This window comes from Alterinioella sp. B-7, assembly GCF_056857775.1.
The window spans coordinates 94852-110743 of record NZ_JBSXNT010000024.1; the positions used below are offsets into that span (position 1 = coordinate 94852).

The 15892-nt window shown below is 65.5% G+C and carries 13 protein-coding genes and 1 pseudogene; 11 read left to right on the plus strand and 3 right to left on the minus strand.

Translation table 11 applies throughout. From position 1 onward, the window contains the following. Window positions 1–475: 475 nt before the first annotated feature. Both AC13C7_RS05190 and AC13C7_RS05195 read left to right on the plus strand, forming a co-directional pair. Window positions 476–1699 carry an MFS transporter gene (locus tag AC13C7_RS05190; RefSeq protein WP_482866815.1) on the plus strand — a complete coding sequence of 408 codons (1224 nt, stop codon included), beginning with the start codon at window positions 476–478 and terminating at the stop codon, window positions 1697–1699. 133 nt (window positions 1700–1832) lie between these two features. Next, the gene (locus AC13C7_RS05195) at window positions 1833–2816 is read left to right on the plus strand and encodes a fatty acid desaturase (RefSeq protein ID WP_172319622.1); all 984 of its coding nucleotides are present in this window, start codon (window positions 1833–1835) and stop codon (window positions 2814–2816) included. A gap of 207 nt (window positions 2817–3023) precedes the next feature. Here the strand turns inward: AC13C7_RS05195 and AC13C7_RS05200 are convergent, their stop codons facing one another. Beyond that, entirely contained in the window at window positions 3024–3227 is a 204-nt protein-coding gene (locus tag AC13C7_RS05200; protein ID WP_172319623.1) for a SlyX family protein, read from the minus strand. A 110-nt stretch (window positions 3228–3337) separates the two neighbouring features. On the opposite strand from AC13C7_RS05200, the gene hisS reads away from it, so the two are divergent. From hisS to hisG, 3 genes are read left to right on the plus strand one after another with little or no spacing between them, the layout of a single operon-like run. Next, window positions 3338–4813 (plus strand): histidine--tRNA ligase, encoded by a 1476-nt coding sequence (hisS, locus tag AC13C7_RS05205; RefSeq protein ID WP_172319624.1) that lies wholly within the window; start codon window positions 3338–3340, stop codon window positions 4811–4813. After that, complete coding sequence (locus tag AC13C7_RS05210) at window positions 4810–5916, plus strand: ATP phosphoribosyltransferase regulatory subunit (protein ID WP_172319625.1); 1107 nt, start codon at window positions 4810–4812, stop codon at window positions 5914–5916. The genes hisS and AC13C7_RS05210 overlap by 4 nt, the downstream gene beginning before the upstream one ends. Beyond that, window positions 5913–6599, plus strand: a complete 687-nt coding sequence (gene hisG, locus AC13C7_RS05215; protein ID WP_172319626.1) for an ATP phosphoribosyltransferase — start codon at window positions 5913–5915, stop codon at window positions 6597–6599. The genes AC13C7_RS05210 and hisG overlap by 4 nt, the downstream gene beginning before the upstream one ends. Before the next feature lie 82 nt (window positions 6600–6681). Here the strand turns inward: hisG and lepB are convergent. Both lepB and AC13C7_RS05225 read right to left on the minus strand, forming a co-directional pair. Continuing rightward, window positions 6682–7242, minus strand: a pseudogene (gene lepB / locus AC13C7_RS05220) (signal peptidase I). 74 nt (window positions 7243–7316) lie between these two features. Further along, window positions 7317–7751: a DUF1489 family protein gene (locus tag AC13C7_RS05225; protein WP_482866816.1), complete on the minus strand. Its 435-nt coding sequence runs from the start codon at window positions 7749–7751 to the stop codon at window positions 7317–7319. A 133-nt stretch (window positions 7752–7884) separates the two neighbouring features. Here AC13C7_RS05225 and AC13C7_RS05230 point away from each other — a divergent pair, with 133 nt between their 5' ends. From AC13C7_RS05230 to AC13C7_RS05255, 6 genes are all read left to right on the plus strand, one after another. Next, window positions 7885–10152, plus strand: coding sequence for an adenosylcobalamin-dependent ribonucleoside-diphosphate reductase (locus tag AC13C7_RS05230; RefSeq protein WP_482866817.1), 2268 nt, complete (start codon window positions 7885–7887; stop codon window positions 10150–10152). 72 nt (window positions 10153–10224) lie between these two features. Then, window positions 10225–11610 (plus strand): NAD-dependent succinate-semialdehyde dehydrogenase, encoded by a 1386-nt coding sequence (locus tag AC13C7_RS05235; protein ID WP_482866818.1) that lies wholly within the window; start codon window positions 10225–10227, stop codon window positions 11608–11610. 187 nt (window positions 11611–11797) lie between these two features. Then, window positions 11798–12733 carry a lipid A-modifier LpxR family protein gene (locus AC13C7_RS05240; protein WP_172319631.1) on the plus strand — a complete coding sequence of 312 codons (936 nt, stop codon included), beginning with the start codon at window positions 11798–11800 and terminating at the stop codon, window positions 12731–12733. A gap of 125 nt (window positions 12734–12858) precedes the next feature. After that, window positions 12859–13932, plus strand: coding sequence for a Hint domain-containing protein (locus AC13C7_RS05245; protein WP_482866819.1), 1074 nt, complete (start codon window positions 12859–12861; stop codon window positions 13930–13932). A 249-nt stretch (window positions 13933–14181) separates the two neighbouring features. Beyond that, on the plus strand, window positions 14182–14802 hold the full coding sequence (gene rpsD, locus AC13C7_RS05250) for a 30S ribosomal protein S4 (RefSeq protein ID WP_446170503.1): 621 nt from the start codon (window positions 14182–14184) through the stop codon (window positions 14800–14802). A gap of 213 nt (window positions 14803–15015) precedes the next feature. After that, window positions 15016–15849, plus strand: a complete 834-nt coding sequence (locus AC13C7_RS05255) for an NmrA family NAD(P)-binding protein (protein WP_482866820.1) — start codon at window positions 15016–15018, stop codon at window positions 15847–15849. The last annotated feature ends 43 nt before the right edge of the window (window positions 15850–15892 follow it).

Below are 15892 nucleotides of genomic sequence, written 5' to 3' on the forward strand. Positions count from 1 at the left end.
CTCGGGATTCAACGGTCAGAGGGCTTTCCTGGTCTCATCGTGCAGAGTGATCGCGTGCATACACTAGAGGTTGTCAAATGCCCCCCAACGCATGTGGGTCTAGGGCGGGTTGTGATTCATAATTCACAACGGGATGGAGCAAAACGCCATCAGGTGGTTCGGATCCTGACGTCTTGCGGAAAGTTTGCAGATGCAGCCGTTATTGGTCGGCAAGTTCTCGACAATAAGATCGGCATGGATTTCGAGCTTCGTAACTCGCTCGGTTTGAACGTCGGAAAGAAATACTCTCTCGAAATTCGCAAACTCAGATTCTGGGGGGCGCTGCGCTGGTACTTGCGTCGACGCGATCCCGCGATAAGAATCCCGGCGCTCTTGGCTTCCCTCTCAATCGGTCTGGGAGTTGTAAGCCTGTTGATAGCATTGTTTTCTTGATCGCATCTTCCCATTCCCCACCCTCGCGCCTACCGTCCGGCGCATGACGCACCCCTCCGCCCTCGACTCGCGCGCCTCCTGGCTGCGCCTTGCGATCTCGCTGGCCATCGCCGTGGTGGGCAATGTGGGGATGTGGGCGATCATCGTGATCATGCCCGCGATGCAGACCGAATTCGGGGTCGAGCGGGCCGATGCCTCGATCCCCTACACCCTGACCATGATCGGCTTTGCGCTTGGCAACTACTACATTGGCCGCGTCGTGGACCGGTGGGGCATCACCGTGGCGCTGTCCGGCGCGGCGCTGATGTTGGGGGTGGGGTTCGGTCTCGGGGCGTTTGCGCCCAATATCTGGGTACTGTCGGCGTTGCAACTGATCACCGGCTTCGGCTCGGCGGCCTGTTTCGGGCCGCTTATCGCCGATATCTCGCATTGGTTCCTGAAACGGCGCGGCATCGCGGTGGCGATCGCGGCCAGCGGCAATTACCTTTCCGGCGGCATCTGGCCCCTGGTCCTGGCCGAAGTGCTGGCCGGTCCGGGGGGATGGCGCAGCGCCTACCTGATCATCGCGGCGACCTGCGTGGCGGTGATGATCCCCCTCTCGCTGCTCCTGCGCGCGCAGGTTTCCGAGGCGGGGCGGGCCGAGGCCGAGAGCGCCGCCGCATCGCGCGCGCTGACCTCGGGGTTCAGCCCGCGCGCGCTGACCTGGCTGCTGGCCGTGGCCGGGATCGGCTGCTGCGTGGCGATGTCGATGCCGCAGGTTCATATCGTGGCGCTGAGCGCGGACCTCGGCTATGGCCCTGCCGTGGGGGCCGAGATGCTGTCGCTGATGCTGTTCGGCGGGGTAGCCTCGCGGCTGGTCTCGGGCGCGCTGGCCGACAGGATCGGCGGGGTGGCGACGCTGCTGATCGGGTCGGGGCTGCAATGCGTGGCGTTGTTCCTCTACCTGCCGACCAGCGGCCTCAACGCGCTCTATCTCGTCAGCCTGATCTTCGGACTCAGCCAGGGCGGGATCGTGCCGAGCTATGCCGTCGTGGTGCGCGAGTATCTCCCTGCGCGCGAGGCGGGGCAGCGGGTGGGCTTCGTGATGATGTCGACGATCCTGGGAATGGCTTTGGGCGGCTGGATGTCGGGTTGGATCTTTGACCTGACCGGCAGCTATCAATGGGCCTTCCTGAACGGGATCGCCTTCAACCTGGTCAATATCGCCATCATCGGGCTGATCCTGATACGGTCCCGCCCGCGCCGACGCGGGACGGTTCCGGCCTGAACGGGCGGCTTTCGGCCCATTGCGCGCGGCCCCAGTCGGCCGCTGGACAATTCCGCCATTTCCTTGAAATCATTCGCGATGATCCTAGACTGCCGGGGTGAAACCAAACCCGCCTTTGAAGAGTTTCAGTGTCATGGCCACGATCCGAGAGATTACCCGCGCCTATTGCAACCGCAGCGATCCGCTGGCCGCGGCCAGCTATTTCGGCACGTTCGCGGTGTATTTCCTGACGCTGTGGCTGGCAGTGATCAGTTTCGACACGCTGTGGCTGATGGTGCCCTTGGCGGTGATCAATGCGCTGTCGGGGGTGCGGCTTTACGTGTTGCAGCATGATTGCGGGCATCATTCGCTCTTCGCCAGGGCCTGGGTGAACGATTGGGCGGGTTATGGCCTGTCCACCTTCACGCTGACGCCCTACCGGGTGATGCAGTTCAACCATAACCAGCATCACAAGTTCCTCGGCGACCTGGAGGAGCGGCGCTCGGGCGAGATCCACACGATGACGCTGGCCGAATGGGAGCGGGCGGGGGTCTGGGAGCGGCTTGGCTACCGGCTCTACCGCAACCCCGCGATCCTGATCCCGCTTGGCGGCATCTTCGTCTACGCGCTGCGCTATCGCTGGCCCAAGAACACGGGCCGGGTCGGCGTCACCGGCGTGCTGATCCACAATATCCTGTTGATTGCATGGATTTTTCTGCTGTGGATCCTGGGCGGGACAAATGCGCTGATCGTCTATGCCATCACCGTTTTCGTGGCGGCCTGCACCGGGGTTTTCCTGGTCTATCTGCAGCATAATTTCGAAGACACCTATTGGGACCGCCGCCCCGATCTGCGTCCTGACATGGCGGCGCTGCAGGGCTCCTCGGCGCTGGATCTGGGGTGGTGGTTCGACCTGGCGACGGGCAATATCGCCTATCACGACATCCACCATTTCAACGCCAATATCCCCTCCTACCGGTTGCGCAAATGCCACCGGGCGCTGCGCGATGAATACGGGCTGAGGGTGATCAAATGGCCCGAGGCTTTGCGCAGTTTCACGCTGAAACTGTGGGACGAGGAACACGAGCGGCTGGTGCCGTTTCCGCGTCGGGCGGCGGGGCATCTGGTGGCGAATTGAGGGGGGTGCATATGCGTACACCCCCCGATGCACCCCCCGTACACCCCCTGATGCATTAATTCGGGGTTATTGGAGACTTGGTTTCGCCGCGCCCTCGGCGCGCCGACCGGCCGGGGCTCTGCCGTCGTCATTGTCGCTCGGACCAATGGCGCAACAATGACGACCCCGAGGTATTCTCAGCAAAATGAAAGAGGCATGTCGGTGGGCTTACCAATGCGGCGGTTTCTGGTCGGCCAGCGGGATGGTGCCGGAACTGTCGGCCTCGCGTTCGGCCTCGCGGTTCATCAGCATCTGGACGCGGGCCGTAAGGCGGTCGATCTCTCGGTCCTGGCGGGCGATCACGTCCGACATCTCCTCGACCTGGCAGGTGAGGTGGGCGAGGGCTTCTTCGAGGTCTACGAGGCTGCTCATGGCGCGGTTCTAGGGCAGGGGAGGGGCTTTGGCCAGCCCGGCCCTCCTTGCCCCCCGCTGGCCACTGGGCTAGGAGGCGGTCGACCCAGAGTTGAGCCGGGATGGACCAGATGGCCAAAGTCAAGAAACAGCCGCGCCCCAAGGCGGAAACGCCGAAAGGGTTCGTCGATTATTTCGGCGCGGATGTGCGCGAACGAAATGCGATGCTGGAGACGATCGGCAAGGTCTATCACCGCTATGGCTTCGACCCGCTGGAGACCTCGGCGATCGAAACGGTCGAGGCGCTGGGCAAGTTTCTGCCCGATGTGGACCGCCCGAATGAAGGCGTCTTTGCCTGGCAAGACGAAGATGAGAAATGGCTGGCGCTGCGCTATGACATGACGGCGCCCCTGGCGCGTGTGGCGGCGCAGTTCCGCAATGACCTGGCCGCACCCTACCGGCGCTACACGATGGGGCCGGTCTGGCGCAACGAGAAGCCGGGGCCGGGGCGGTATCGGCAGTTCTACCAGTGCGATGCGGATACGGTGGGGTCTGCCTCGATGGCGGCGGATGCGGAGATCTGCGCGATGCTGGCCGATACGCTGGAGGCGGTGGGCATCCCGCACGGGGATTATGTGGTGCGGGTGAATAACCGGAAGGTCTTGAACGGGGTGCTGGAAAGCATGGGGTTGGGCGACGACCAATCCCGCCGCGACGCCGTGCTGCGCACTATCGACAAGTTCGACAAGGTGGGCGAGTCGGGCGTGCGAGAGTTGTTGGGAAAAGGGCGTCTGGATGCGTCGGGGGCCTATATCGACGGGGTGGGGTTGAGTGAGGATCAGGCGGGGCCGGTGCTGGCCTTCCTGACCTCGAAAGGGGCAACCGGGGCCGAGACCGTGCGGAACCTGCGCGCTGCCGTGGGGGACTCGGTCATGGGGTCCGAGGGTGTGGCGGAGCTTGAGGAGATCGCCGCCCTTCTGGATGCCCAAGGCTACGGCCCCGACCGCATCGTCATCGACCCTTCCGTCGTGCGCGGCCTCGGCTATTACACCGGGCCGGTCTATGAGGCGGAGCTGACCTTCGAGGTGCTGGACGACAAGGGCCGTCCGCGCCAGTTCGGCTCGGTCGCGGGCGGCGGGCGGTATGACGATCTGGTCAAGCGGTTCACCGGACAGGCGGTGCCCGCGACGGGCATCTCCATCGGCGTCGACCGGCTGCTGGCCGCCTTGCGCGCCAAGGGACGCGCGGGCGGCAAGATGCAAGGCCCCGTCGTCGTCACCGTGATGGACCGGGACCGGATGGCCGACTATCAGGCGATGGTGGCGGAGCTTCGCAATGCAGGCATTCGGGCCGAAGTCTATCTGGGCAACCCGAAGAATTTCGGCAATCAGCTTAAATATGCCGACAAGCGCGAAAGCCCGGTGGCGATCATTCAGGGCTCGGACGAAGCGGCGCGCGGCGTGGTGCAGATCAAGGACCTGGCGCTTGGGGCCGAGATTGCCGCCAGCGCCAGCCTTGAGGAATGGAAGAGCCAGCCGGCGCAGCGCGAGGTGGCGCGGGACGACCTGGTGGGCGAAGTGCGGGCGATCCTGGACCGGTTGGCATGAGCGACAAACTGGCGGTGCGGGCCGAGGCGGAGCGGCTCTTTGCCTTTTTCAAGGCGGGCGGCGCGGAGCCGGTGGATGCCGATCTGCTGCAACCGGCGGGCACGCTCCTGGACCTCTATGGCGAGGATATAAGGGCGCGGGCCTATGTCACGCAGGACCCCGACGCGGGCGAAATGATGCTGCGCCCCGATTTCACCGTGCCGGTGGTGCAGACCCATATGCGCGAGGGCGGCGAACCGGCGCGCTACACCTATATGGGCGAGGTGTTCCGCAAGCAGCAAAGCGGCTCGGACCGGGCGCGGGAATATCTGCAGGTGGGCTACGAGGTCTTTGACCGGGAGAACCCCGAGGCCGCCGATGCCGAGGTCTTCGCGCTTTTTGCCGAGGCGCTGTCGCCGCTTGGCCTGCGCGCGGCGACGGGCGATATCGGGGTGCTGAAGGCGGCGGTGGGCTGCCTGTCCACGACCGGGCGGCGCAAGGCGGCGCTGATGCGCCATATCTGGCGGCCGCGCCGGTTTCGCGGGTTGCTGGACCGCTTCACGGGCCGCGTGGCGACCGACCCCTTGCGGCTGGCGACGCTGGCCATGGTCGCGCAGGACGGGGCCGAGGCGGTGCTGGAGCGCGCCGGACCCCGGATCGGGCAGCGCAGCGCGGGCGATGTGCTCCGGCGGCTCAACGCGCTGGCCGAGGATTCGGCGGCGCCTGCCATCGGGCGGGCCGAGGCGGAGGTGCTGGACACCATCCTGTCCCTGCGCGAGACCCTGCCCAATGCCCGCAACCAGTTGCGCGACATCGCCGTCGACCTGCCCGGTCTGACGCCTGCCCTTGAGCGGATGGAACGGCGGATGGAGGCGCTGGCGCAGGCGGGTGTCGATGTGGCGGGGCTGCCCTTCGAGGCCAGTTTCGGGCGCACCACGATGGAATATTACGACGGGTTCGTCTTCGGCTTTTTGGCCGAGGCGCGGCCCGACCTGCCGCCTGTCGCCACCGGCGGGCGCTATGACGCGCTGACGCGGGTTCTGGGGCGCGGAGCCGAGATCCCGGCCGTGGGCGGCGTGATCCGTCCGGGCCTGGTGCAGATCCTGCGGGAGGGGCTGGCATGACGCTGAAACTGGGCGTGCCGTCCAAGGGGCGGCTGATGGAGAAGACCTTCGACTGGTTCGCGGCCCGTGGTGTCACCATGCGGCGGACCGGGTCGGACCGGGAATATGCCGCCGAGGTCGAGGGGGCGGACCTGGACCTGGTGCTGCTGAGCGCCGGGGAAATCCCGCGTGAATTGCAGGCGGGGCGCATCCATCTGGGTGTCACCGGCAGCGATCTGGTGCGGGAGCGCATCCCGGCCTGGGAGGCGGTTGTCAAGGCGATGCAGCCGATGGGGTTCGGCTATGCCGACCTGATCATCGCGGTACCGGCCTTCTGGGTCGATGTGAACACGCTGGAGGACCTCGATGCCGCCGCCGCCGATTTCCGCCGCAGCCACGGCCACCGGCTGCGCATCGCCACCAAGTACCACCGGCTGGTGCGCGAGTTCTTGCGCGATGCGGGCGTTGCCGATTACCAGTTGGTCGATAGCCAGGGCGCGACGGAGGGCACCGTCAAGAACCTGACCGCCGAGGCTGTGGCCGACATTACCTCGACCGGAGAGACCCTGCGGGCCAATCACCTGAAGCTCTTGTCCGACGGGTTGATCCATCGCAGCCAGGCGGTGCTGTTCAAGTCGCGCGTGGCGGAGTGGAGCGACGCGGACCGCGCGGCGCTGGAGCAGTTGAGCGAGCGGTTGCGGTAGACAACGGTTCGACCTGGGGATGCGCTCGGTCGATCGAGCGCATCGGCGGCCCGTCGACGGGCCGCGGACCCGTTCCGAACGCTCAGGAATCGCTGCTGACCACGCCCCAGATATTCCCGACCGGGATCATGCCGGGGCCGCCGCTATGAGCCGGAATCCGGCTGTCGGCGACGTTGTCGCGGTTGTCGCCGAGGACGAAGACATGGCCTTCGGGCACCGTCAGGACGTCGGGGTTGTCCAGCGGGCCGACCCTGAGGTTCAGCACCGGGTAGCTGGCTCCGCCGGGCAGGGTCTCCAGCGCCCGGTCGATCTCGCAGGTCTCTGTGCCGGGCGGGGCGGAGGGGCAAGGGAAGGTGGGGTCTTACGATGTGTCATAGGTCCGATCGGGCAAGGCGCTTTGCGCGACCTCCGCGCCGTTCAGCCAGAGCCGTCCGGCGCGCATCTGCACCTCGTCGCCGGGCAGTCCGGTCAGGCGGAAGATGGGGTCGGCATCGGTGAGCGGATGGCGAAACACGATGATCGCGCCGCGCGGCGGCAGGGGGGTGTCGGCCTCCCACCTTTCGGCCACGAAACAGGCACCGGGGGCGAAAGCGGGCAGCATGCTGGTGCTGGCGGCCCGGAAAGACCGGAAACCGGGCAACACGCATTGCGGGCAGAAACAGAGCGCGGCAGCCTAGCCCGCCATCAGGGAGGCGGCGAGGAAAGTTGCCAGCCCCGTCACCGCACGCCGATCTCGGCCAGGGCCGATTGCAGCTCGGGCGGCAGTTTCTCTTCCCGCGCTCGGGCGGCGGAGAGGTCGGCGGGCGCATCATCGGGGGGCAGGTAGCGCCAGCCCTGGAAGGCGCGTTTCGGCGTCGCCTCGACCCGGATCAGCGGGCGATCGAGTTTGATCCCGCAGCGGCGGATGCCGTCCTCGCGGATCACCTCCTCCAGCGCCAGGATACGCTGGCGGCACAGGATCACGCCCTTGATGACCCAGTAGATCGAGCCGCCATTCAGCACCTCGTCGGCGCGCTTGGGCCACATCCGCGTGACGTGGCGTGGCTGTTTGTCGGGCCAGCGCAGGCGCGCGGTCTCCTGCCACTCGGTGAGCGATTCGACGGACTCGGTGCCGACCGAGAGCTTGATGAGATGGGTAGAGGTGCCGGGCATCGCGATTCCTTCCGAATTGCAACATAGGGTGTCAAACCGGTGCCGTCCACGTTGACCCGGCAAAGTCTTGTGGGTATCTTGTCCCTCTTCCACCACCTATATGGACCTGCCCCAAGGGCGCAGGCAGTGACCCATGAGCCGTTTCTCCGCCCCCATCGCCGAGGCCATCTGGGATATGAAATACCGGATGAAGGAGGCCGATGGCACGCCCATCGACCAGACCGTCGAGGATAGCTGGCGGCGCGTGGCGCGGTCGCTGGCGGCGGTCGAATCGGAGCCGGACCTGTGGGAAGACCGTTTCTATGACGCGCTGGACGGGTTCAAATACCTGCCCGCGGGCCGGATCGCGGCGGGGGCGGGGACGGGGCGCAACGTCACCCTGTTCAACTGTTTCGTCATGGGCACCATCCCCGACAGCCTGGGCGGCATTTTCGAGGCATTGAAAGAGGCCGCGCTGACCATGCAGCAGGGCGGCGGGATCGGCTATGACTTCTCGACCATCCGGCCCAAGGGCGCGGATGTGAAGGGGGTGGCCGCCGATGCCTCGGGGCCGCTGTCCTTCATGGATGTCTGGGACGCGATGTGCCGCACCATCATGAGCGCGGGCAGCCGCCGGGGCGCGATGATGGCGACGATGCGCTGCGATCACCCCGATATCGAGGAGTTCATCACCGCTAAATCCGACGCCGCCCGGCTGCGCATGTTCAACATGTCCGTGCTGGTCACCGATCCGTTCATGGAGGCGGTGAAGGCCGATGGCACCTGGAACCTGGTTTTTGGCGGCAAGGTCTACCACACCGTGCAGGCGCGCGATCTGTGGAACCGGATCATGCAATCGACCTATGACCATGCCGAACCCGGCGTGATCTTCATCGACCGGATCAATGCCGCGAACAACCTGGGCTATGCCGAGACCATCGCCGCCACCAACCCTTGCGGCGAGCAACCCCTGCCGCCCTATGGCGCCTGCCTGCTGGGCTCGGTGAACCTGGCGCGTCTGGTGAGCGACCCGTTCGAGGAGGCGGCAGCCCTGGACATGGACGCGCTGGAGGACCTGGTGCGCGTCGCGGTGCGGATGATGGATAACGTGGTCGATGCCTCGCGGTTTCCGCTGCCGGAACAAGCGGCCGAGGCGAAGGCGAAACGCCGGATCGGGTTGGGCGTGACCGGGCTGGCCGATGCGCTGCTGATGCTGGGGCTGCGCTATGGCTCGGACGCGGCGGCGGCGCAGACCGAGGCCTGGATGAAGGCCATCGCGCATGCGGCCTATCGCGCAAGCGTCGATCTGGCCAAGGAACGCGGGGCGTTTCCGCTGTTCGAGGCGGAGGCGTATCTGGCCTCGGGCAACATGGTGAACATGGACCAGGAATTGCGCGATGACATCCGCAAGCATGGCATCCGCAACGCGCTGCTGACCTCGGTCGCGCCCACGGGCACGATCAGCCTCTATGCGGGCAACGTGTCCTCGGGCATCGAGCCGGTCTTTGCCTATGCCTACACGCGCAAGGTGCTGCAACGCGACGGCAGCCGGACCGAGGAAGAGGTGGTCGATTACGCCGTGCAGATGTGGCGCGAAAAGTTCGGAGACCGCGAGTTGCCGGAGTATTTCGTCAACGCCCAGACCCTGACCCCGCTGGAGCATGTCAAGATGCAGGCGGCGGCGCAGAAATGGGTGGATTCGTCGATTTCCAAGACCATCAACTGCCCCGAGGATATTTCCTTCGAGGCGTTCAAGGATGTCTACATGCAGGCCTGGGATACAGGCTGCAAGGGCTGTACGACCTATCGCCCGAACGAGGTGACGGGATCGGTATTGAGCGTGTCGGAAGCCTCCGAGGCCCCGGCGGCCACGCCCGACGACCAGGGCGACGTGGTCTATATCGCCGAGCCGCTGGACCGCCCCGCGCAACTGGAGGGCCACACCTACAAACTGAAATGGCCCGACAGCAATCACGCCATCTACATCACCATCAACGATATCGTCATCGCGGGCCACAGGCGGCCCTTCGAGATCTTCATCAACTCCAAGAACATGGAGCATTTCGCCTGGACCGTGGCGCTGACCCGGATGATCAGCGCGGTGTTCCGGCGCGGGGGGGATGTGTCTTTTGTCGTGGAAGAATTGAAAGCGGTGTTCGACCCGCGCGGGGGCGCGTGGATGCAGGGCAAATATGTGCCCTCGATCCTGGCGGCCATCGGCGGCGTGATCGAGAAGCACCTCATCGCCATCGGCTTCATCGGCGGCGAGGGGATGGGGCTGAAATCGGACCCGCAGGCGGAAGTGGTCGAGATCGGCGCGCGTCCGTCCTCGCCCGCCTGCCCGAATTGCGGCGAGCACGAGATGCGGATGATGGAAGGTTGCCTGACCTGCGCCAATTGCGCCTATTCGAAATGCGGGTGAGGCGGGGCTGAGACGGAACAGATCGCGCCCCTCATCCGTTGGCTCGCCAACGAAAGGATGAGGAGCCCTGACATGTCCCAGATCACCACGATCAACCCCGCCACCGAGGAACCCCTGGCCAGCTATGACCTGGTGTCCGAGACGAAAGCCACACAGATCGTCGAGGCGGCCCATGCCGCGTTTCTGGATTGGCGCGGGAAGACGCATGAAGAGCGCGCCGAGCATCTGACCGCCATCGCTGCCAAGCTGCGCGAGAACGCCGATGACCTGGCGAAGCTGATGACGCAGGAGGTGGGCAAGCTCTACAAGGACGGCAAGACCGAGGTGGAGCTCTGCGCCGGGATTTTCGAATATGCCGCCAAGCACGGTCCCGAGTTGCTGGCCGATGAGGAGCGCGTCCATGGCGACGGCCAGCGCGGTGTCGTGACCTACCAGCCCATTGGTGTCGTCTATTCGATCCAGCCGTGGAATTTCCCGCTCTACCAGCCGGTCCGCGTGCTGGCGGCGAACCTGATGGCGGGCAATGGCTGTGTCCTGAAACACGCCGCGATCTGCACCGGCAGCGCATTGCGCCTGGCCGAGATCTGCGTCGAGGCGGGGCTGCCCGAGGATCTGTTCCAGGTCCTGGTGATCGACCACGACATCAGCGACCGGATCATCGCCCATCACCATGTGCGCGCCGTGACCATGACCGGCAGCGACGATGCCGGGCGTCATATCGGCGCGAAGGCCGCCGAGGCGCTGAAGAAATCGGTGCTGGAGCTTGGCTCGAACGACGCCTACCTGGTGCTGGAGGATGCCGATATCGAAACGGCGGTGAAATTCTCCACCATCGGGCGGCTCTACAATAACGGTCAGACCTGCGTCAGCGCCAAGCGGTTCATCGTCACCGACAAGGTCTATGACGCCTTCGTCGACGCCTATGTCGAACAGATGAAGCAGATCGAGATGGGCGACCCGATGGAGGAAGGCACCAAGCTGGGCCCGCTCTCCAGCCAGGAGCAGCTGGATACGGTCGTCAGACAGGTCACGAAGAGTATTTCGAGAGGTGCCAGCCTGCTCTGCGGTGGCGAAGCGCCGGAGCGGGTGGGGGCCTATTACCCCGCCACGGTGCTGGGTGATGTGGAGCCGGGCATGCCCGCCTATGATGACGAGATCTTCGGCCCCGTCGCCTCGATCATCCGCGCCAGGGACGATGAGGACGCGATGCGGATCGCCAATGACAGCCGCTACGGGCTGGGCGGCGGCATCTTCTCGAAGGATGAGGCGCGCGCGCTGGACCTGGCGCGCAAGCATTTCGACACCGGCATGGTGCGGATCAATTCCTTCGGCGCGGCTGACCCGAACATGCCGTTCGGCGGCGTGAAAAACTCCGGTTATGGCCGCGAACATGGCGGGTTCGGAATGCGCGAGTTCGTCAATATCAAGTCGGTCTTCCTGCCGTCGAAGGCCGCCTGACCGGGGGTGCCGAAGATCCTTCTTGAAGGATTTTCCGGTGAGGAAGAATTTTGTGACAAAATTCTTCCTCACGGCCCCGAATTTCGAATCGATGCCACCTTGGGCTGGTCCGATCGGACTCCGCGTGATAATTTCGCCTCAATTCAACAATAAGCTCGCAAAAAAATCGCGACGGGCAGATGAGGCAATGACGATGATGCAGGTGCTGGGCCGGGCAGGTGTCCTCCTTTTTCTATTGGCGCTCTTGCCGCAATCCGCGCTGGCGCAGTCCTGGTGGGACAGTCGCGAGACGCTGGGGCGCGCGCGCCTTTTCACAAACGATCTGATCGGCGATGGTGAAGACCGCTGGCGATCCGGGGCCTATAGCGTCTCGGTCCTGCGCGGGTCCGGCTGGGATGGGGGCCTGCCCATGCGCATGGGCGAGATCATGGAATACCGTTTCCGGGGCGAGACGATCACGCCCGCCAATATCAACCGCCCCGCTGCGGGCGACCGGCTCTATGCCGGGGTGCTGTCGGTGGGCGCGCATACGTATTTCACCTGGCAGGGCCTGGAGGCCGCGCTTGGCGCCGACGTCATGGTGTTGGGCGAACAATCCGGCGTGCGCCACATGCAGGAGGCGGTGCATGACGTCTTCAGCCTGGTCAGCCCGAATGTACAGAATTTCCAGGTCGAGAATGGTGTCTACCTGCATGGCACGTTTGAACTGGGCCAGGAGATCGACCTTGGCGGCGCGCGCATCCGCCCGTTCGTCGAGGTGCAGGCAGGGGTCGAGACGCTGGCCCGGATCGGGTTCGACCTGACCATCGGCGATTACGGGCTGGACGGGCTGCGCGTGCGCGACAGCACGACAGGCCAGCGGATCACCGCCATCGACGGCGGCATCGACCAGGGCTTTTCGTTCCTGCTGGGCGGTGACATGGCCTATGTCGACAGCTCGCGCTACCTGCCGTCGGATCGCGGCTACGAGGTGGAGGAGGCGCGCTACCGGCTGCGCGCGGGCGTCAATTACGCCTTCGGTTCCTCCAACATCTTCTATGGCCTGACCCACCTGTCCGAGGAGTTCGTCGGCCAGCCCGAGGGGCAGACCATCGGCTCGGTCTCGTTCGGGTTTCAGTTCTGACAGCGCCGCCGCAGTGATTCGAAAAAATGCCGCAGGGGCGAATCATCTACTTCACAGGGTGATTCGCGCGTGTTAGCGTCGGTCCAAAGAGCGGTATAAGCACTATAATAAACAGGCGAATGAAGATGGGCACGGGCATTCGGGGCCTGACCATGATCGCATGGTCGCAAACCCTGATAGAGGGCGATCCGGCAGATAATAATAGTGAACTGGCCGAAGGGATGACCTGGCGCTGGCATGGCCGCGCACTTCCTCTGGAAGGCGATGGCGCCGCGCTGCTTCTGGGAGTCAGCCAGGATCACGCCGAGCTGCGTGCCAGGGCGGCGCGGGTGGTGCGCAAACTGATGCACCACCCCGCACCCACCCAGAGCGAGACCGCCGCCGATGAGGCCGATCCGCTATTCGCCGATGCGTTCGTGCTGTCCGATGGCACCCGGTTCTACACCGTGGTGCCGGTCGCGGCCCATGCCGGGCGTCTGCCGATCCTGATCTTTCCCGACACCATCCCGCCAGTGGGGCGCGACCTGACCATCGTGCGCGCCAACCAGCCGCGTCCGCGCGCCTATGCGCCCGAGGTCGCCTCGGTCATCTGCTTCACCCCCGGCACACGGCTGCGCACGCCCGAGGGTGCGGTCGCGATCGAGAATCTCGGCCCCGGCGACAAGGTGCTGACCCGCGATGACGGCCCGCAGGAGGTTCAGTGGACCGGCCAGCGCCGCATGTCGGGTGCGCGCCTTTTCGCGATGCCCTCGCAGCGGCCGATCCGTATTCGCGCCGGTGCGCTTGGCCTCTACAGGCCCGACGCCGATCTGGTGGTGTCGCCCGAGCATCGTGTGATCGTGAAGGGGGCCGCCGCGCGCGACCTCTTTGCGCAGCCCGAGGTTCTGGTCTGTGCCAGCGACCTGATCGGCGACGCGCGGGTGACAGTCGATCACTCGATGCGCGAGACCTGGTATGTGCACCTGATGCTGGAACGTCACCAGGTGGTCTGGGCCAACGGGCTGGAGGTCGAGACCTTCCACCCCGGCTATATGGGGCCGGAGCATCTTGACGGGAAGCAGCGCGAGACGCTGCTGGACCTGCGCCCCGAGCTTGGCACCGACCCCTTCACCTATGGCGCGCCCGCGCGGCGGATGCTGGACCGGGCCGAGGCGGCGATCTTGATGCATGGAATGAAGCCACGGCTTTCGCGGCATTGACACCGGCGCACACGGGTGTAAAAGGCCCCGATCCCGGCAGGCGACTGCCGGGGTTTTCATTGGTGTTGGTGGCCCCCGCAAGGGGATGCCTGTCAAAGCGCAAGCTTAGAGGACAACGCCCTTCAATGCCGCGTCTGGTTTGGACGTCGGTTCGCGCAACGGGGACTGTCGCAGCAGCGACCATTACCCGAAAAGTGGGAACCGGTTTTCGGATCAGATGATGGTGCCAAGATAGAAGGAGATCAGACGGTGACCAAACGCACCTCTGCCAAGTACAAGATCGACCGCCGGATGGGTGAAAACATCTGGGGTCGTCCGAAATCCCCGGTCAACCGCCGCGAATACGGCCCCGGCCAGCACGGCCAGCGCCGCAAGGGCAAGCTCAGCGACTTCGGCTTGCAGCTGCGCGCCAAGCAGAAGCTGAAAGGCTATTACGGCGATCTGACCGAAAAGCAGTTCCGCCGCATCTATGCAGAGGCCGAGCGTCAGCGCGGCGACACCGGTGAACAGCTGATCGGCCTGCTGGAGCGTCGCCTCGATGCCGTCGTCTACCGCGCCAAGTTCGTGCCGACCGTCTTTGCCGCGCGCCAGTTCGTGAACCACGGCCATGTCCGGGTGAACGGGCAGAAGGTCAACATCCCCTCCTACCGCGTGAAGGAAGGTGACGTGATCGAGGTCCGCGACCGCTCGAAGCAGAATGTCGCCGTGCTGGAAGCCGTCGGGCTGGCCGAGCGCGACGTGCCCGATTACATCGAGGCCGACCACTCCAAGATGACCGCCACCTTCGTGCGCATCCCGGCCCTGGGCGATGTGCCCTACCCGGTGATGATGGAGCCGAACCTGGTCGTGGAATACTACGCCAAGAACTGAGCCGCGCCTCGCGCAGCAAAGGGAAAGGGGCCGCGCCATATGGCTGCGGCCCCTTTTCGTATGTGGTGATGATCGCGGCGAGGAGGAGGTCATCGTTTCGCACGATGCTGCGGGAGGGTTGCATGGCCGCCTTGGCGGTCCGGGCGGGTCTGGGCATGTCCTGGCCTCCTGGTAAGCTGGTACGGACTGCCGAGCAATGATCCGGAGAAACACATGCTGTTCGTGATGGGGGCGACGGGACGCATGGGCGGCGCGGTGCTGCGCCATGCCGCCGGTCGCGTCCGGGCGGGCACACGGTCGGGCGGGCCCGTGGACGGCGCGGCTGAGGCCGTGCGCTTCGACCTGGATGACCCGGACGGCTTCACCGCCGCGCTGACGGGCTGCACGGAGATCTTCGTCATGCGTCCGCCGACCACGACCTCGCGCGCGCCGTTCGAGCGGTTGATGACCGCCGCGCGGGAGGCGGGCCTGCGCCACGTCGTCTGCGCCTCGGTCTACGGTGCCGACACCTCACGGGTGCTGCCGCATCGGCACATGGAGGCGGCTGTGCGGGCAAGCAGCCTGCCGCACACGTTCCTTCGGCCTGCCGACTTCATGCAGAACCTCGCCGACAGGCATGGGGTTTCGATCCGGAAGGACGGAGAGATCGCGGTACCGGCAGGGCGGGGCCGGTCGGCATTCCTCGACGCCGACGACATCGGGCGCGCCTGCGCCGCCGTGTTGGCCGCGCCGGGCGAGCATGACGGGCGCGGCTACGATCTGACGGGGCCCGAGGCGCTGACTTTCGGGGAAGTGGCCGAAGTGATGACGCGGCTGCTCGGTCGGCGGGTCTGCTACCGCCCCACCTCCGTCCCCGGCTTTGTCCTGCGCGAGGTCCGACACGGGCGGCCCGCCTCCTTGGCCTTGGTCATGGCCGCGCTCTACACCGTGCAGCGCCTTGGCCGCGCGGCCCCCGTGCGTCCGGACCTCGAACGCCTGACCGGCCATGCCCCGTCCAGCCTGGCAGATTACCTGGCGCGCGAGAGAGCGGCGTTTGCCCCGCCATAGGAGCGGCGGACAGCATGGCGTCAGCCCCTTTCTTCCTGTTCCC